Genomic DNA, 18362 nt, shown 5'->3' on the forward strand with positions numbered 1-18362 from the left:
AATATGTATATGAACTTCTTTATTCTAAAAAAAAACCGAGCCTCTTCTTGTTAAAATCAAACTCCCTTCGGTTTCCTCCACATAACCTCGTTGGTTAAGCGGCTGCAAATTTACAACTGTTTTTTAATCCGGCAAGTTTTTTTTGAAAAAAATTTCAAAGCTTTTTCTTGACCTCAAAAACAATCTTTTTACATGAACTTTTACCTCAACCACCTTAGTGTTTTTCGGGCTGCAAATGTAAAATGAATATTTTGATTACACAATGCTTTTTTTGATATTTTTTTCTAGCCTTTCCGACTTATCAAAACAGTATGTCAATGAGCTTTTGAACTTCCCTAGAAACAAATCCTTTGTTGTTTTTCGGGCTGCAAATGTAACACCCTTTCTACAATAAACAAGAGGTTTTTTTTCTTCTTTGCAGAATTTCTTCCAACTAATTGAAAGCAAAGCAGATAAAAATACAAAAAAAATCAAAAACACAAAAGCACCCTTCATTTAATATTTATATACACCAAAAAAGCTCGATTGAACCCGACTCCTGGTAGAAAATTGGAGCTTATATATAAAGTAAGTATTGTAGCATCTATACAAGGTATTATCTTTGTCCTTTCGATTATAAAAAATAGAAGTTCAAATAGCATGATAAAGATCACACTGCCCGATGGTGCTGTAAAAGAAGTTGAAAAGGGAACTACTCCTTTTTCCGTTGCCCAAAGTATAAGCGAAGGGCTTGCAAGAAACATTATTTCCGCAAAGTTTAACGATACCACGGTTGAAACTACCACACCGTTGACCACGGATGGCACCTTGACTCTTTATACATGGAACGATGATGAAGGGAAAAAAGCATTTTGGCACTCCACCTCACACGTGGTGGCCCAAGCTTTGGAAGAACTTTATCCCGGCATAAAGCTTACCATAGGTCCGGCAATAGAGAACGGTTTTTATTATGATGTGGATTTTGGTGAGCAAAGCATCTCAGAAAAGGATTTTCCAGCCATTGAAAAAAAGGCATTGGAAATTGCCCGTGGAAAGCATGACTACCAAATGAGAAGCGTTTCCAAACAGGAAGCACTTTCCTATTACAAGGAACAAGGAAACGAATATAAGGTAGAGCTCATCGAGAATCTTGAGGACGGAACCATAACCTTTTGCGACCATAGTACTTTTACCGACCTGTGCCGCGGAGGGCACATTCCCAATACAGGAATAATAAAAGCCATCAAATTGTTGAGCGTTGCCGGCGCCTATTGGAGAGGTGATGAAAAAAATACGCAATTAACACGTGTTTACGGCATCTCTTTTCCAAAGCAAAAGGAGCTTACGGAATACCTACACCTATTGGAAGAGGCGAAAAAGAGAGATCACAGAAAACTTGGAAAGGAACTGGAACTTTTTACGTTTTCACAAAAAGTGGGACAAGGGCTTCCTTTATGGTTGCCAAATGGCGCTGCGTTAAGAGAGCGTTTGGAGCAATTCCTAAAAAAGGCCCAAAAGAAAGCAGGGTACGAAATGGTAGTCACACCACACATTGGCCAAAAGGAACTTTATGTTACCTCTGGGCATTATGCCAAATATGGTGAGGATAGTTTTCAACCAATTCGCACTCCAAAAGAAGATGAAGAGTTCTTGTTAAAGCCCATGAACTGCCCACATCACTGTGAAATATATAACAGTCATCCTTTTAGCTATAAGGACCTCCCAAAAAGGTACGCCGAATTTGGTACGGTGTATAGATATGAGCAGAGCGGTGAATTGCATGGACTTACCAGGGTTCGAGGATTCACTCAAGATGATGCCCACATTTTCTGTACTACGGAACAATTGAACGACGAGTTCAAAAATGTGATAGACCTTACCTTATATGTATTGAACTCTTTAGGGTTTGACAACTTTACCGCTCAAGTATCCGTAAGGGATTTGGAAAATCCCGACAAATATATTGGTAATACGGACGACTGGGAGAAAGCGGAGCAAGCCATTATCAATGCGGCCGAAGAAAAAGGGCTGAACTATGTAATAGAAAGTGGTGAAGCAGCTTTTTATGGTCCCAAGTTGGACTTTATGATCAAGGATGCTCTTGGCAGAAACTGGCAATTGGGCACTATACAGGTTGATTATAACCTACCCAAACGTTTCGACCTTACCTATAAAGGAAGCGACAATGAAATGCACAGACCTGTTATGATTCACCGAGCACCTTTTGGTAGCATGGAACGGTTTGTGGCATTGTTATTGGAACATACCGGAGGAAACTTCCCGTTGTGGTTGATTCCAACCCAAGCTATCGTATTGCCCGTCAGTGAGAAACATGAAAAATATGCGGAAAAAGTTTTGAATTCACTAGAAAATCACGAAATTCGCGCGCTCATTGATAAGAGGAACGAGACAGTAGGGAAGAAAATCCGAGAGGCAGAACTGAAAAAAATCCCTTTTATGATTATAGTCGGGGAGCAAGAGGAAGAGTCTGCAACCATATCTGTTAGGCGTCATGGCGGTGAAGATTTAGGAAGTTTAAGCGTAGATGCTTTTTCAGACTTGGTAACTACTGAAATAAATAGTACCTTAAAGTCGTTCTAAAAAATTAAGTTTAATTAAAAAGTTTACGTCATAGCAATTAGAAGAAGATTTAGACCCCAACCTAGGAGGGAAAACAAAAACCCTCACAACATCAATGAAAAAATAAAGGCCCGAGAAGTTCGTCTTGTCGGGGACAATGTTGAGATGGGTGTTTACCCCATTTCCAAAGCAAGGGAAATAGCCACGGAACAGGAATTGGATTTGGTAGAGATTTCACCAAACGCAGAACCTCCTGTTTGTAAGGTAATGGATTATAAAAAATTCCTTTACGAACAAAAGAAACGAGACAAGGCCATGAAGGCCAAAGCGAGCAAAGTTGTGGTAAAGGAAATTAGGTTTGGACCACAGACCGATGACCATGATTATGAATTTAAAAAGCGACATGCTGAAAAATTCTTGAAAGATGGTGCCAAACTAAAAGCCTATGTATTCTTTAAAGGACGTTCCATCGTTTATAAAGATCAGGGCGAAATATTGCTTCTAAGATTGGCCCAAGAATTGGAAGACCTTGGTAAGGTTGAACAAATGCCAAAATTGGAAGGAAAGCGAATGACCATGTTCATCGCACCTAAGACAAGTAAAAAATAAAAACCGGACCTTGTTCGGTATAATAAGCGGAGTTAAATACTAGGAAAATGCCTAAGATGAAAACAAAATCCAGTGCCAAGAAGCGTTTTAAGCTTACAGGAACTGGTAAAATCAAGAGAAAGCACGCTTTTAAGAGTCACATTTTGACCAAAAAATCAAAAAAGCGCAAGCTAAAGTTGACCCACTCCACATTGGTTCACCAAGCGGACGAGGACAACATCAAAGAACAATTACGTTTAAAATAATTGTTCGACCGGTACATTATTTATTAACCATGGAGCCAGGCCAAAAAAAGTACTCAATATAGGGACGCCTGCTACAAAAAAATGACATTATGCCAAGATCAGTAAATTCAGTTGCTTCAAGAGCTAGAAGAAAAAAAGTAATGAAGCAAGCCAAAGGTTACTTTGGAAGACGTAAAAACGTTTGGACAGTAGCCAAAAATGCGGTAGAGAAAGCAATGCTATATGCTTACCGCGACAGAAGAAACAAAAAGCGTACTTTCCGTTCACTTTGGATTACCCGTATCAATGCCGGGGCCAGGATGCACGGAATGTCTTACTCTCAATTTATGGGTAAGGTGAAAGCCAATGGAATCGAATTGAACAGAAAAGTTCTTGCCGATTTGGCCATGAACCACCCAGATGCCTTCAAGGCCATCGTTGAGAAAGTAAAATAAAAAGCTAATATAAACTTACCCCGCTTATTTAGATCCCGCCTTGTGCGGGATCTTTTATTTTATAAAAGGTCTAAAACAGCTTGACACGAGTTACTCAAATTGTCAAGAATGATTATTGCCCAAATGCAGTAATGACCAGATTTCTCCTGGAAGCATGGTTCCTGTGCTCACAAAGATAAATCCCTTGCCATATTCCCATATTCAAACTACCTTGTGTTATTGGTATCTGAACCGAGGCCCCCATCAAAGAAGCTTTGATATGGGCGGGCATATCATCCGGACCCTCATAATTGTGAACATAATAAGGAGCGTTTTCCGGCACCATGGTATTGATATGGCTTTCAAAATCTGTACGTACCGTTGGGTCTGCATTCTCATTGATCGTCAAGCTGGCCGAGGTATGCTTAATAAAAACCTGTAAAAAACCAGTGTTTATTTTTTTCAGCTCTGGCAACGCATCAAGAATCGTATCCGTAATTAAATGGAACCCTCTGGAGTATGATCGTAATTGTATTTCTTTCTGATAAAAATTCATGCAAAAACATTCTTTGACCCCAAATTAATATAAAGTTTACCAAAACAAAGGTCCCGTTCCATGAATAACAAATAACTTTGCAGCTTAAATATTTTGCATGGATTTATCACAGATTAAAATGGTGGTCACCGATATGGATGGAACGCTTTTAAATTCCAAACATGAAGTGAGCCCTCGATTTTTTGAAATTTTCGAAGAACTCAAAAAAAAGAATATAGCTTTTGTTGCAGCAAGTGGAAGACAATACCACAGTATGGTGGACAAATTGGAAACCATCAAAAATGAGATTCTGGTCATTGCGGAAAATGGGGCTTTGATAAAACAGCAAGAAAAAACCCTGCTCACCACTACAATCAACCAGTCCGAAGTACACCGTATTCTTGATACTGTTCGGCCATTGGACAATGTTCACCCTGTGTTATGCTCTCAAAATACCGCTTACGTTGGTGGAGATTCCAATGAATTTTTGGACATGCTACGCGAATACTATTCGGAGTTTCAAATCGTGGAAGACCAAAAACAAGTGGTTGACGACGTGCTGAAAATAGCCATATATCATTTTGAAAGCTCCGAGGAACATATCTATCCACACGTAAAACATCTGGAAGGAGAGTTAAAGGTAAAAGTCTCCGGTGCCAATTGGGTGGATATTTCCGATTTGAATGCCCACAAAGGCTACGCACTGAAAAAAGTAATGGATGAATTTCAGATAGCTCCTAATGAAATAATGGTATTCGGGGATTACAACAACGATTTGGAGATGCTGGAGCTTTCTGATTTTAGTTTCGCCATGGCAAATGCCCACCCTAATGTGCTGAAAACAGCAAAATTCAGAACAGATAGCAATGATAATTTTGGGGTAGAGCGTATTTTAGAAAAGCTTCTCTAAACATTTGTGCCCAACGGTCTGATTTTTTTGCATATATTTATGACTATCAGTTAGTTACCCCAACCGCTGCTCCCCCATTAACTTTATAAAAATCAACCGGATGAAAAATGTACTAAAAGCATTGGCCATTGTATGCTTTATGGCCAGTTGCGAAAGCAAGACCGCCCACCCCAAAATGGACTATGATAAAGCCAAATCAGCTATCAACGAAAGTATTGCTGCTTGGGATAAAGGATGGGAAAGTAAAGATATAGGACTGTCCTTAAAACATTATGCCGATAGTACGGACTGGACCAACGCTTTTGGCGATCGGGTCCGTACCAAAGAAGAGCTTCGAGAACTACTTGAAGACATATTTAGCCTTGATTTTGTAATGTCCGGTGACAACAACTATGGAGAAAATGAAATTACTTTTTTAAATGATTCCATTGCCACGGTCAGATCTTTGAACATTCGTAAAAATCAAAACTGGCCCGATGGTTCACCTATGGACGACCGACAAATCCATCACTTAAGGGTATTTAAAAATGTAAATGGGGAATGGTTGATTGTAAACCATTTGATAGGCCAAGCATGGCAAAAAAATCCTAAGGCCGATACCTTGGCAATCGAAGATTAATCCATGGCCGTACTTAAAGTCTAAGCCATTACTTTTCAATTATTTAATCTAGGTGCAAACAGATAATTTGTATCTTAAAAGACACTTTAACTAAAACTACCCATATGGCACCTTTAAAAAAAGACGACATCAAACAAGAGGTCTTTGACCTTTACGACAAATACGCCCACAACCAAATAGACCGCCGTGAGTTTATGGAAAAACTTTCCGTGTACGCTGTTGGCGGCATCACCATGGCTTCGTTGATGAGCTTTATTATGCCGAATTATAAGGATACGCTAACCGTTTTACCAAACGACCCTGATTTGGATTCCGGATTCATCACCTATAATTCTCCAAAAGGCGGCGGTGAAATCAAAGGATTGCTATCCAAACCAAAAAATAGTAAGGGTAAAATGGGTGGTGTTGTAGTCGTACACGAAAACCGTGGTCTAAACCCTTATATTGAAGATGTGGGACGTAGGGCGGCCAAAGCAGGATTTATTTCTTTGGCTCCTGATGCCCTTACCCCCCTTGGAGGTTATCCAGGCAATGATGATGAAGGTAGAACGCTTCAGCGACAAAGAGACAGAAACGAAATGTTGGAGGACTTTATCGCCGCCTTCAATTATCTTAAAAACCATGAGGACTGCAACGGTAAAATTGGTGTGGTAGGATTTTGTTTTGGCGGATGGATCTCCAATATGATGGCTGTGAAAATTCCAGATTTGGCCGCTGCAGTTCCATTTTATGGCAGCCAACCTGCCGATGATGAAGTTGCGCAGATCAATGCACCTCTACTAATTCATTATGCTGGATTGGATGAAAGGGTAAATGCCGGCTGGGAGGATTACGAAGCCAAATTAAAAGAACTCGACAAGGATTACGAGGTACATTTTTATCCCGATGTCAACCATGGGTTCCACAACAATACTACTCCCCGCTTTGATGAAGCTTCGGCGGATTTAGCGTGGAAAAGAACGGTAGATTTCTTCAAAGAGCACCTGAGTTAGGTCTTCTGTTTCTTTTTGCGGGCAGCAGGGAACAATACATTGTTCAAAATCAATCGGTATCCCGGAGAGGTGGGGTGTAGTTCCAACTCTGTTTTAGGATCCCCTACCCTATGCTGGTAATCCTCCGGGTCGTGGCCTCCGTAAAAGGTAAAAAATCCTTTTCCCTTGATACCATGAATGTATCTGGCCTCACCATTGATTTTGTTTTCACCCAAGACCATTACCGTTGGTTTTACCTCTTTACGAGTATAGGCCGTAGTCTGTCCCATAAATCCTTTGACCAAGCTGGTATGGTTCTGTGTAAGCATAGTGGGAACAGGGTCCCATTTTGCCGAGAATTCCATTAAAGAAAAATAATCCGACTCCTTGGGAACGTTCGCCCTCTTATTGGTCATATCGATGGATGAAAATTCATATCGGATGGGGTTTCGCTCCAACGTAAAATTGGTAAATGCAAACGTATTGCTATAATCCAACTTGGATTGATAATTGGCATCCGAAGGGTCCCCATCGAACATGGGTTCACAAATATCAACCCCTTCAGCGGCTAGGGCAATATCAAAACTATCGGTTGCCGAGCACATGGCGAACATAAACCCGCCGCCGATAACGTAATTTCTTATTTTAAGGGCCACGGCCAATTTTTCGTCGGATACTTTTGAATATCCCAAGCTTTGGGCCAATGCCTCAGCATTTGCCTTGTCCTCAATATACCATGGAGCAGCTCTATAGTGACCGTAGAAACGTCCATACTGACCTGTAAAATCTTCATGGTGTAAATGCAGCCAATCATACAGCGCCAATTTATCCCCTAACACCTCAGTATCGTAAATGGTGGTATAAGGAATTTCGGCATAGGTAAGCACCATGGTCACCGCATCGTCCCATGGTTGATTTCCCTTCGGGGAATAGACAGCAATTTTTGGTGCTTTTTCAAGAATTACGGCATCTTGGTTTTGGGAAGGGCTGGCGATATCATCCAGAATTTGTGCCGCTTGCCCATCAGACAACACTTCAAAAGAAACTCCTCTAATCTGACATTCCTTGCGGATGGCATCTCCATCGGGCAACAAAAAAGAACCACCACGATAGTTGAGCAACCACTGGACCTTTTGCTGTTTCTCCAGTACCCAATAGGTAATTCCGTAAGCCTTTAAGTGATTTTTTTGACCTTCATCATCCATAGGGATTAGGATAACGGAGGCTGAAGCTTTAAAGAAAAAAAGTAAAATAAAAATGAAGGTGAGATTTCTCGCATTTGCTCGAAATGACACTTCGGAAAGAAATTTTTTAAAATGGCACGTCATTATCATCTAGGTCATCATCACTGTTCATTGCACTACCAAATGCATCGTCCGCACTGGGCAGATTTGGTGTTGCAAAGGGATTATCTTCATCCGCATTCATCTTCGATTGGAATTCGAATGGGGAATCAAAGTCATCCAAGTTATCAAATTTACCTAGAGCACCCACAAATTTTAACCTAATATTTTCTAAACCACCGTTACGGTGTTTGGCCACGATGAACTCTGCCTGACCTTGGGTAGGGGTGCGTTCCTCATCGTCCCACTCGTCAATTTTATAGTATTCGGGACGGTAGATGAACGATACGATATCCGCATCCTGCTCGATTGCTCCGGATTCCCTCAAATCTGAAAGAATGGGTCGTTTGCTACCTCCACGAGTTTCCACCGCCCTGGATAACTGCGAAAGTGCAATTACGGGAACATCCAGTTCCTTGGCCAATGCCTTAAGGTTACGTGAAATTGTGGAGATTTCCTGTTCACGGTTTCCTCCTTTTTGACTACCTCCAGCTGTCATCAACTGCAAATAATCGATAATGATCATGCGAATATTATGCTGGGATGCCAATCGTCTTGCCTTGGCACGAAGGTCGAAAATGGACAAGGATGGGGTATCATCAATGAACAAAGGTGCCTTTTCCAAGGTCTTCACCTTTACGTTCAATTGTTCCCACTCGTGTTTTTCCAGTTTACCGGTCCTTAATTTTTCTGAGGACAGGCCTGTTTCGGAAGAAATCAAACGGGTAATCAACTGTACGGATGACATCTCCAAAGAGAAAAACGCCACTGGAATTTCGGAATTCACGGCAATATTACGTGCCATGGACAGCGTTAAAGCCGTTTTACCCATACCCGGACGTGCTGCCACAATAATCAAATCACTGGGCTGCCACCCAGAGGTAAGTCTATCCAATTTATCAAACCCGGATGGAATACCACTGAGGCCTTCCTTATTCGAAATTTCTTCGATTCGCTTTTTGGCCTGTATCACCAAGTTTTGGGCTGTTTCAGCCGACCGTTTCAAGTTTCCTTGGGTTACTTCGTACAATTTGGCCTCTGCGTTGTCCAAAAGGTCGAAAACATCAGTAGCATCACTATACGCTTCCTCGATAATATCGTTGGAAATTTTAATCAAACTTCTTTGGATATACTTTTGAAGAATAATCCTGGCGTGAAACTCAATATGGGCCGAAGACGCCACTTTTTGGGTAAGTTTTATCAAATAAAAGTCACCTCCACAGGCTTCTAGCTTACCATCTTTCTTTAACTGCGAGGAAACAGTTAATAAATCGACCGGTTCGGACGATTCGAACAGTTTGAAGATGGCCTCGTAAATGTATTTATGTGAATCTTTATAGAAAACGTCTGGATGAAGAATATCGATTACCTCATCTACTCCTTTTTTATCAATCATCATAGCGCCCAACACAACCTCCTCTAAATCAACTGCTTGAGGAGGTATTTTTCCTTTCTCAAGACTGATAAGGGCAGATTTGTCCACTCTGTGTCCAACTATGGGGCTAGGTTTTTCCATGAATGCGAAAGTAGCTAATTAACCTTTAGTTAACTTTAATTTTGACAGTAACGATTTCCACAGGTACTCAACAATTTAAATGTTGATAACTTAAAATACCTGTTAATAACATAAAAAAAATCGGGGATATAACCTAACTAAAATGGTCAACCCCCAAAAAACAAGGATTATTCACTGAAAACACCCATATTGGAATACTTTTCCATTCGGGATTTCACCAATTCCTTTGGTGATAACTTATTGAGTTCTTCGAAATGGGAAGAAATTTTATTGGCTACGGTTTCGAATGTTTTCTGTCTATTGGAATGTGCCCCTCCAAGAGGCTCCTTAACGATTTCATCGACAAGACCCTGCTTTTTCATATCGGTAGCGGTCAACTTCAAAGCTTCCGCGGCTTGTTCCTTGTATTCCCAACTTCTCCAAAGAATGGATGAACAAGATTCTGGAGAGATTACGGAGTACCATGTATTTTCCAACATCAGCACTTTATCTCCAACACCAATGCCCAATGCTCCACCCGATGCACCTTCGCCAATTATGATTACTATAATAGGCACCTTTAGGCGGGTCATCTCCAAAATATTACGTGCAATTGCCTCTCCCTGTCCACGTTCTTCTGCTTCAATACCTGGGTAAGCGCCGGGAGTATCCACAAAGCACACTACAGGTATCTTAAATTTTTCGGCGGACTTCATCAAACGAAGTGCTTTACGGTATCCTTCAGGATTTGCCATACCAAAATTACGGTACTGACGGGTCTTAGTATTGTATCCTTTTTGCTGACCGATGAACATGTAGCTCTGGTCGCCTATTTTTCCAAGTCCCCCTACCATAGCCTTGTCATCCTTTACATTTCTGTCACCATGGAGCTCCAAAAAGGTATCTCCACAAATGGCATTGATGTAATCCATTGTGTAAGGCCTGCTGGGGTGCCTGGATAATTGCACCCTTTGCCAAGCGGTAAGGTTCTGATATATATCTTTTCGGGTCTGGGCCAGTTTTTTCTCGATTTGAGAACAGGTCTCGGTAACGTCAACATCACTTTCTTCCCCGATCACCATACATTTTTGAAGTTGGTCTTCAAGTTCTTTGATAGGGAGTTCAAATTCTAGATATTCCATGGGAAGTCTTTTATTTTCACGAAAAACAATGGGGACAAATATATAACATTATGACATACTCACATGAAATATACAAGTCTTTTAACTTCAACAATATACGCCATTGTGACTAAATTATCGTTTGGCTTTCATAAGCATATAAATCGCAAAAACGCCAAAAAGAAGGTTGGGAATCACAACTGCCAATAGTGGTGAAAAACCAGATTGCTCTGCCAGTGTTCCAAAAACTTTATCAAAAAAGATATATACGAAGGCCACCCCAATACCAAACGCCAGATTAAGACCCATACCTCCCCTACGTTTCACTGATGATACCGCTACGGCAATAACTGTAAGGATGAATGCTGCAATGGGCAGTGCCCACCTTTTATATTTTACCAGTACATATGCATTGATGTTGGATGCTCCCTTTCTACGCTGATCTTCAATAAAATCGTTCAGCTCAAAAAGGTTTTTGGTTTCGGCTACATACGATACAGGAGTTAAATCATCAATCTTAAAGGAGAAAACGGTATCCAGCCTACGCTTTGCATTGATGTATTCCGTTTCGTTTCTCACCTCCCTCTTCTCGTAATTAGTCAAACGGTATATACTGTCGTCAGCAATCCACCGAATATTACTCGCCGAAATCTTATAATCTAGTTTACCAATGGAATCGAAATGCTCGTAGGTAAAATTGTATCCTATTTGACGATTGGGATCAAAACTGCTCACATACAAATAGTCGCGCTCGTTCAACTGGTTGAAGATATTCTCCGTTATCCGGGTCTGTTTACCTTTTTTAAAGTATTTATATTCAAATTCGTTGAAACCAATACTGGCATGGGGCACAATGAACATCCCCATCATAAAGATCAGTATGGCCACCAGTGTTGCCCCTACAAAATAGGGACGCAAAAAACGTCCAAAAGATACACCTGAACTCAAAATCGCCACGATTTCGGTATTGCTCGCCAATTTCGAGGTAAAAAAGATGATAGATAGAAAAAGGAAAATCGGCAACAATAGGTTTCCAATCACCAAAGTAAAGTTTCCATAGAACACAATCACTTCGGCCAACGGCGCTTCATTGTCAATGATCTTACCAATTTTTTCCGCCAGGTTCGCCATAATCCCAATAGGCACGAACAGCAAAAGCATCCCCATAAAGGTGATCAAGTAGCGTTTTAAAATGTATCTATCGAGTATGGTAAGCATTACAATCTTTTATCCATTTGATTGACCATTTTGGTCTTCCATTCCAAAAAGTCTCCGGCTAAAATACGTTCTCTTGCGGTACGTACCAACCATAAATAAAAACCAAGGTTATGAATGGTGGCAATTTGCTTGCCCAAATATTCATTGGCCGCGAACAAATGTCGCAGATAGGCCTTGGAATATTCGGTATCTACAAATGTGATGCCCATTTCATCAATAGCAGAAAAATCGTTCTCCCATTTTTTGTTTTTGATGTTGATGGTACCCTGTGCGGTGAACAACATACCGTTCCGAGCATTACGAGTGGGCATAACGCAATCGAACATATCCACGCCCAAGGCTATGTTTTCCAAAATATTGATCGGGGTACCAACGCCCATGAGGTATCTTGGTTTGTCCTCAGGCAGGATATCGCATACAATCTCCGCCATTTCATACATTTCCTCCGCAGGTTCCCCTACCGAAAGTCCTCCAATTGCATTGCCCTCCGCTCCTACGGATGCTATGTATTCTGCGGATTGTTTTCTTAAATCTTTATAGGTAGACCCCTGTACAATGGGGAAAAAACTTTGTGAATACCCATATTTGAACGGAAGCTTTTCCAAATGGTTGATACATCTGTCCAGCCACCTATGCGTCATGCGCATGGAACGTTTGGCATACTGATAATCACAGGGATAGGGTGTACATTCATCAAATGCCATGATGATGTCCGCACCAATGGTACGCTGTATCTCCATCACATTTTCCGGAGTAAAAACGTGACGTGAACCATCAATATGGGACTTGAACTTGACCCCCTCTTCTTTAATCTTTCTGTTATCGGATAAAGAATATACCTGATATCCTCCACTATCCGTCAAAATAGGACGGTCCCAATTCATAAATTTATGAAGTCCGCCAGCTTCTTCAAGTATTCCGGTGCCCGGTCTTAAGAAAAGATGATAGGTGTTCCCTAAAATAATATCAGGATTTATTTCATCTTTTAATTCCCGTTGGTGAACGCCCTTAACGGAGGCCACAGTTCCCACGGGCATAAAAATAGGAGTCTGAATATTGCCATGGTCGGTAGTCAGTTCTCCTGCCCTAGCCTTTGTTTTGCTGTCCTTTTGTAGTAAGGTAAATTCCAATTGTTCGTTTTAGAACCGCAAATATAACTAACTCTATTTCGTTCATCCTTAACAAAAAAATAAAGTTTCTGAGCACAAGATGTTTATTAAATGTAAAATAGACACTTGTTTTCTACGAATAATGCAATTACATTTGATATCTAAATTATTGACACGATGCCGAACACGCAAGAATTACAGGACCTGGTAGTACAGGTTAGAAGGGACATTTTAAGAATGGTCCATAAGGTAAATTCGGGTCACCCAGGAGGTTCTTTGGGCTGTACCGAGTTTTTTGTAGCACTCTACAACGAGGTAATGGAATTAAAGGATGGTTTTGATATGGATGGAATCGGGGAAGATGTATTTTTCCTGTCCAACGGCCATATTTCTCCCGTTTTTTATAGTGTTTTAGCAAGAAGAGGTTACTTTCCGATTGAGGAATTAAACACTTTTAGGCTAATCGACTCCAGATTACAAGGACACCCCACTACACACGAAGGCCTACCCGGTGTTCGCGTAGCATCTGGCTCCTTGGGTCAGGGAATGTCGGTTGCCATCGGTGCGGCACAAGCCAAAAAGCTGAACGGCGACGATCATTTGGTTTTTAGTCTTCATGGTGATGGGGAGTTGCAGGAAGGACAGAACTGGGAGGCAATTATGTACGCTGCCGGTAACAAAGTGGACAACTTGATTTCTACCGTTGATAGAAATGGACAACAAATCGATGGTGCTACCGAAGATGTGCTGCCCATTGGCGATGTTGCCGAAAAATTCAAGGTCTTTGGATGGGATGTGTTGGAAATAGAAGATGGAAACAACCTAGAGCAAGTAGTTGCAGGGCTAAAAGAAGCCAAGAGCAGAACTGGAAAAGGGAAACCAGTATGTATTGTTATGACAACTGAAATGGGGAACGGTGTTGATTTTATGATGCACACCCACGCTTGGCACGGTAAGGCACCAAGCGATGAGCAATTGGCAAATGCGTTGGAGCAGAACCCAGAGACTTTAGGTGATTACTAATTATAGAAAAAGATACGATGACTAAATATACAGATCAAGGAAAACAGGACACCCGAAGCGGATATGGTGCCGGAATGACGGAATTGGGGAGGACCAACCCAAATGTAGTGGCCCTTTGTGCCGATTTGGTAGGTTCCCTTAAAATTGAAACTTTTATTGAGGAAAACCCAGAACGTTTCTTTCAGGTGGGAATTGCCGAGGCCAATATGATGGGAATGGCCGCCGGTCTGACCATTGGCGGGAAAATCCCTTTTGCCTCTACATTTGCAAACTTCGCCACTGGCCGTGTGTACGATCAAATCCGCCAGTCCATTGCGTATTCCGATAAAAACGTAAAAATATGTGCCTCCCACGCGGGTTTGACCTTGGGTGAGGATGGTGCTACCCACCAGATTTTGGAAGATATCGGTTTGATGAAAATGTTGCCCGGTATGACGGTGATCAACCCATGTGATTACAATCAGACCAAAGCGGCAACCATTGCCATTGCCGAGCACCATGGACCGGTATATCTTCGTTTTGGAAGACCCAAAGTGGCCAATTTTACTCCTGTTGACCAAAAATTTGAAATCGGGAAGGCCCTTATGCTCAACGAAGGTACCGACGTTAGCATTATTGCAACAGGTCATTTGGTATGGGAAGCTTTGATTGCTGCAGAAAGTTTAGAGAACCAAGGAATTTCTGCAGAAGTTATCAACATTCACACTATTAAACCATTGGATGATAAAGCCATTTTGGATTCCGTGAAGAAGACAGGTTGTGTTGTAACTGCTGAAGAGCATAATTATTTAGGTGGACTTGGAGAAAGTGTGGCACGTGTATTGGCCAGCAACCATCCTGCACCACAAGAGTTTGTGGCAACACGGGACACCTTCGGGGAAAGTGGAACTCCAGAACAGTTGATGGAGAAGTATGGTTTGAACAATAAAGCTATTGAAGAAGCCGTTTTAAAGGTGTTGAAACGTAAATAGTTTCAGGTATCCCCCTATGGGGATATTTCATCTTTTAAAACAACACTTATGAAAAAAACTTTTTTAGTAGTAGCATTTGCCCTTATTGGCTCTGCTGCCATGGCTCAGAGCGGCTCAGGATTCGGTATCAAGGCCGGTCTTTCTTACAACAAGAATGGTGACTTGGTCAATACTGTAACAGATGCTGTAGATGACCCCGAGGGTAAAGCTGGGTATCATTTTGGCTTTTGGGGTAAACTTGATTTTCCAAAAATTTATTTAAGGCCCGAATTGGTGTATTCCAAAACTAAGAGTTCCTATGATATTAATGGTGACTCACAAGATTATGATGTATCCAAATTGGATATGCCTGTTCTTTTAGGGTATAAATTGATTGGCCCCTTGCATATTTTTGCAGGTCCAGCTTTCCAATATACCCTTAAGAACGATTTGGAAGGTTTGGAAATCGAAGATGTGGAGAACGATTTTACCGTAGGCTTGAATGCAGGTATAGGTGTCAACTTGGGAAGATTGGGACTTGATGTACGATACGAAAGAGGCTTCTCTAAAAATGAGGCCGAATTCATCGACGCAAATGTTGCCAATGTGGAAGGAAGAATAGATTCAAGACCTTCGCAAGTTATTTTTGCAGCATCGCTGAAATTATAAAATCCGATTAAGTACAATAAAAAACCCGCTGCAATGCAGCGGGTTTTTATTTTTTATAAGCGATTGCTTTTAGTTGTCCGGGTCCAAATAATCTGGAACTCCGTCTCCGTCCGCATCTGGATAAGGAATGATGATATTCCCATTTTCGTCTGAAATCTCATCGCGTGTAGGTATGCCATCACCATCGTCGTCCGAATCACGAAAATTAGGGATGAAACCAGTAAAGGATGATTCTTGGTCGATGTCTGTATTATCGTCACCCAAGTAACCATTACCATTCAAATCTTCCTGGATTGAGGGAATACCATCATTATCACTATCGGTATCCTCAATAAAAGCACCTAATTCCATTTTAAAGATAAGAGGTGCATATCTTGGTATTACCGAGGAATTTGGACTATGAAAATATCCAAGACCGGAAGGCATAATGATCAAACCTATTCCGCTGTTAGCAATACTGTAGGTGCCATCAGGGTTGTCTATTACCTGATCAGATGTTCCAGCTTTCATTTGTGCAACACCATTAGAGTAACCTTGAACAGTTCCTGCAAGTTCTTGCCACAAAAATTCAGATCTTTGATCAAAAGGAGTACCATCCAACAACGTACCTTCATACTTTACAAAAGTCGAATCTGCATACGTCGGGCTTTCTCCGCCTCCTTCACGTGCTTCGATGTAGTACAGTTTATGAGCTATATTTTCTTCTCCGGCACTAAGGCCCAAAAAACTTGATGATACATTCAAGGTAATAGATTCAGCATCTTCCATCAAAGGCCTTTTGTCCGCATTCTCACCTGCTATGGTGTCAATAACTATTCTATAATCAAAGCCCTCAGGTGGTGTTTCAAATTCTTCGTAATTGTAAAAGTGGGTGTTCAAAAATTCTCTTATGGTTTCGTCATCCTCCGGTGCTACATCGCTCAATAAGCTTGGTGGTATGGCTTCAGGGCCTCCATTATCATCATTTTTACAGGATAGCAGTGTGACCGCAAAACAAATAAATACTAAAACTCCGTACTTCATCAAGTCTGTTATTTAGGCGCGCAAGATACAATTTTCCATTATTTTTGTTCCGTCCGTTAACAAAGATTTGCGAAGACCATGCGAATAGACAAGTACCTTTGGTGCACCAGATACTTTAAAACACGAAGCATTGCTTCCAATGCGGTAAAAAAGGGCCATGTTAAGGTAAACGGGAGCGCCGTGAAGCCTTCACGGGATGTTTTCCCCATGGATAAAATCGTGGTACGGAAAAATCAAATCGATTATCAGCTTACTGTTTTGGACGTTCCCGAAAGCCGTGTCGCGGCCAAATTGGTGGACATCTACCGAAAAGATACTACGCCAAAAGAGGCCTTTGAGCACAGCGAACTGCTTCAACATGCCAAAAAGCATTACCGAAAAAAAGGACTTGGTCGACCTACCAAAAAAGACCGTCGGGATTTGGACGACTTTTTGGACGAATCGGAATAAACCGTTTTCATATCTTTGAATCAACTATTGCGCAACTATGAGGAACCTTATTCTTAACCACGACCAGATACAGCACATTACCAAGAGAATCGCTTATCAGATCTATGAGACCAATGTGGACGAAGCTGAAATTGTGGTCGCTGGAATTAAAGGTGGCGGAGAAAGTTTTGCAAAAAAAATAGTTGCCGTGCTCAAGAACATTACCGATGCCAACATTGTGTTGTGCAAAATGGATATGGACAAGAAAAATCCGTTGAAAAGTGGGGTCAGTACCTCCCTGGCTGAAGATGGTTATAAAAATAAGTCAATCGTTTTGGTGGACGATGTGCTGAATTCCGGCACTACTTTGATATATGGAACCCATCATTTCCTTAAAACGCCCATAAAACAGCTTAAAACGGCTGTATTGGTCAACAGGAACCACAAAAAATATCCGATTAAGGCCGATTTCAAGGGTATTTCGTTATCCACATCATTGAACGAGCATATAAAAGTGGATTTTGAGCCCAAGAACAACGCCGTCTACCTAGAGTAGTTCCTTGATTTTATCCACTACAGTTTCCACATCTTTTCCATTACAATCCAAAATATACTTTGATTGTAAATAATAGGGCCTTCGCTCAAACAAGTGCTTTCCGATAAATTCTGGAAGTTCCGCATCGAGAATATTTTTCACCAATGGGCGATTCTCCTTTTCTTTTGAAATCCGGTTCACCAAATTGGGAATGCTCAGGTCAAGATAGATAGATGCATCGGCCTTTTCCAAAATGGTGGCCATATTGGTGCCATAGCATGGTGTACCGCCCCCAGTTGAAATTATAGTGGACTCTTCTTTTTCTAGAACTTCCTTGAGCATTTGATGCTCCAACTTTCTAAAAAAAATCTCACCATTTTCGGAAAAAATATTTTTTATGGTTTTTTTTTGATTGGCTTCAATGTAATCATCCAAATCGACGAACTCCATCTGTAAATGACTGGCCAACAATCGTCCAACGGTCGACTTACCACTCGCCATATACCCTACTAACACAATTTTCATATTGATGAATTTTATCAGATTTCAAAAAAACACAAATTTATCCATAATTCACCTTGGAAAA

20 protein-coding genes are annotated in these 18362 nt (G+C 41.1%); 12 read left to right on the plus strand and 8 right to left on the minus strand.

Features of this window, described 5'->3' with window-relative positions; genetic code table 11:
• The first annotated feature begins 639 nt into the window (after positions 1 to 639).
• The 4 genes from thrS (at position 640) to rplT (ending at position 3847) form a co-directional block, all read left to right on the plus strand.
• Positions 640 to 2580 carry a threonine--tRNA ligase gene (gene thrS / locus DCK90_RS05490; protein ID WP_108245189.1) on the plus strand — a complete coding sequence of 647 codons (1941 nt, stop codon included), beginning with the start codon at positions 640 to 642 and terminating at the stop codon, positions 2578 to 2580.
• A gap of 36 nt (positions 2581 to 2616) precedes the next feature.
• The gene (gene infC, locus DCK90_RS05495) at positions 2617 to 3168 is read left to right on the plus strand and encodes a translation initiation factor IF-3 (RefSeq protein WP_262497840.1); all 552 of its coding nucleotides are present in this window, start codon (positions 2617 to 2619) and stop codon (positions 3166 to 3168) included.
• Between the two features lie 47 nt (positions 3169 to 3215).
• Positions 3216 to 3413: a 50S ribosomal protein L35 gene (gene rpmI / locus DCK90_RS05500; protein WP_108245191.1), complete on the plus strand. Its 198-nt coding sequence runs from the start codon at positions 3216 to 3218 to the stop codon at positions 3411 to 3413.
• 89 nt (positions 3414 to 3502) lie between these two features.
• On the plus strand, positions 3503 to 3847 hold the full coding sequence (gene rplT / locus DCK90_RS05505; protein ID WP_014033571.1) for a 50S ribosomal protein L20: 345 nt from the start codon (positions 3503 to 3505) through the stop codon (positions 3845 to 3847).
• A gap of 112 nt (positions 3848 to 3959) precedes the next feature.
• Here the strand turns inward: rplT and DCK90_RS05510 are convergent, their stop codons facing one another.
• Positions 3960 to 4382, minus strand: coding sequence for a secondary thiamine-phosphate synthase enzyme YjbQ (locus DCK90_RS05510; RefSeq protein WP_108245192.1), 423 nt, complete (start codon positions 4380 to 4382; stop codon positions 3960 to 3962).
• Between the two features lie 97 nt (positions 4383 to 4479).
• Between DCK90_RS05510 and DCK90_RS05515 the strand changes: the two genes are divergently transcribed.
• The 3 genes from DCK90_RS05515 to DCK90_RS05525 all read left to right on the plus strand — a co-directional run bounded on the left by DCK90_RS05515 (position 4480) and on the right by DCK90_RS05525 (position 6882).
• Positions 4480 to 5271, plus strand: coding sequence for an HAD family hydrolase (locus tag DCK90_RS05515; protein ID WP_108245193.1), 792 nt, complete (start codon positions 4480 to 4482; stop codon positions 5269 to 5271).
• Positions 5272 to 5371: 100 nt separating this feature from the next.
• Entirely contained in the window at positions 5372 to 5890 is a 519-nt protein-coding gene (locus DCK90_RS05520; RefSeq protein ID WP_108245194.1) for a YybH family protein, read from the plus strand.
• A 104-nt stretch (positions 5891 to 5994) separates the two neighbouring features.
• The gene (locus DCK90_RS05525; RefSeq protein ID WP_108245195.1) at positions 5995 to 6882 is read left to right on the plus strand and encodes a dienelactone hydrolase family protein; all 888 of its coding nucleotides are present in this window, start codon (positions 5995 to 5997) and stop codon (positions 6880 to 6882) included.
• Here DCK90_RS05525 and DCK90_RS05530 read toward each other — a convergent pair.
• The 5 genes from DCK90_RS05530 to tgt all read right to left on the minus strand — a co-directional run bounded on the left by DCK90_RS05530 (position 6879) and on the right by tgt (position 13168).
• The gene (locus DCK90_RS05530) at positions 6879 to 8066 is read right to left on the minus strand and encodes an asparagine synthetase B (RefSeq protein WP_234414649.1); all 1188 of its coding nucleotides are present in this window, start codon (positions 8064 to 8066) and stop codon (positions 6879 to 6881) included. The genes DCK90_RS05525 and DCK90_RS05530 overlap by 4 nt on opposite strands.
• 106 nt (positions 8067 to 8172) lie before the next feature.
• Positions 8173 to 9720: a replicative DNA helicase gene (gene dnaB, locus DCK90_RS05535; RefSeq protein ID WP_108245196.1), complete on the minus strand. Its 1548-nt coding sequence runs from the start codon at positions 9718 to 9720 to the stop codon at positions 8173 to 8175.
• Between the two features lie 167 nt (positions 9721 to 9887).
• Complete coding sequence (locus DCK90_RS05540; protein WP_108245197.1) at positions 9888 to 10841, minus strand: acetyl-CoA carboxylase carboxyltransferase subunit alpha; 954 nt, start codon at positions 10839 to 10841, stop codon at positions 9888 to 9890.
• A 114-nt stretch (positions 10842 to 10955) separates the two neighbouring features.
• On the minus strand, positions 10956 to 12038 hold the full coding sequence (locus DCK90_RS05545) for an LptF/LptG family permease (protein ID WP_108245198.1): 1083 nt from the start codon (positions 12036 to 12038) through the stop codon (positions 10956 to 10958).
• Positions 12038 to 13168, minus strand: coding sequence for a tRNA guanosine(34) transglycosylase Tgt (gene tgt / locus DCK90_RS05550; protein WP_108245199.1), 1131 nt, complete (start codon positions 13166 to 13168; stop codon positions 12038 to 12040). The genes DCK90_RS05545 and tgt overlap by 1 nt, the downstream gene beginning before the upstream one ends.
• A gap of 156 nt (positions 13169 to 13324) precedes the next feature.
• Here tgt and DCK90_RS05555 point away from each other — a divergent pair, with 156 nt between their 5' ends.
• From DCK90_RS05555 to DCK90_RS05565, 3 genes are read left to right on the plus strand one after another with little or no spacing between them, the layout of a single operon-like run.
• A complete protein-coding gene (locus DCK90_RS05555; RefSeq protein ID WP_108245200.1) occupies positions 13325 to 14170 on the plus strand; it encodes a transketolase in 846 nt (281 codons plus the stop codon).
• A gap of 17 nt (positions 14171 to 14187) precedes the next feature.
• Entirely contained in the window at positions 14188 to 15141 is a 954-nt protein-coding gene (locus DCK90_RS05560; RefSeq protein ID WP_108245201.1) for a transketolase family protein, read from the plus strand.
• 48 nt (positions 15142 to 15189) lie between these two features.
• On the plus strand, positions 15190 to 15789 hold the full coding sequence (locus tag DCK90_RS05565) for an outer membrane beta-barrel protein (protein WP_108245202.1): 600 nt from the start codon (positions 15190 to 15192) through the stop codon (positions 15787 to 15789).
• Between the two features lie 69 nt (positions 15790 to 15858).
• On the opposite strand, the gene DCK90_RS05570 is transcribed toward DCK90_RS05565, so the two are convergent.
• Positions 15859 to 16812: an FKBP-type peptidyl-prolyl cis-trans isomerase gene (locus DCK90_RS05570; protein ID WP_108245203.1), complete on the minus strand. Its 954-nt coding sequence runs from the start codon at positions 16810 to 16812 to the stop codon at positions 15859 to 15861.
• A 78-nt stretch (positions 16813 to 16890) separates the two neighbouring features.
• Between DCK90_RS05570 and DCK90_RS05575 the strand changes: the two genes are divergently transcribed.
• Entirely contained in the window at positions 16891 to 17262 is a 372-nt protein-coding gene (locus DCK90_RS05575) for an RNA-binding S4 domain-containing protein (protein WP_108245204.1), read from the plus strand.
• Between the two features lie 37 nt (positions 17263 to 17299).
• The gene (locus DCK90_RS05580) at positions 17300 to 17797 is read left to right on the plus strand and encodes a phosphoribosyltransferase family protein (RefSeq protein ID WP_108245205.1); all 498 of its coding nucleotides are present in this window, start codon (positions 17300 to 17302) and stop codon (positions 17795 to 17797) included.
• On the opposite strand, the gene DCK90_RS05585 is transcribed toward DCK90_RS05580, so the two are convergent.
• Positions 17789 to 18301 (minus strand): shikimate kinase, encoded by a 513-nt coding sequence (locus DCK90_RS05585; RefSeq protein WP_108245206.1) that lies wholly within the window; start codon positions 18299 to 18301, stop codon positions 17789 to 17791. The two genes, DCK90_RS05580 and DCK90_RS05585, sit on opposite strands and share 9 nt — an antisense overlap.
• Between the last annotated feature and the right edge of the window lie 61 nt (positions 18302 to 18362).

Source organism: Muricauda brasiliensis (assembly GCF_003057865.1).
Taxonomy (GTDB): Bacteria; Bacteroidota; Bacteroidia; order Flavobacteriales; family Flavobacteriaceae; genus Flagellimonas; species Flagellimonas chongwuensis.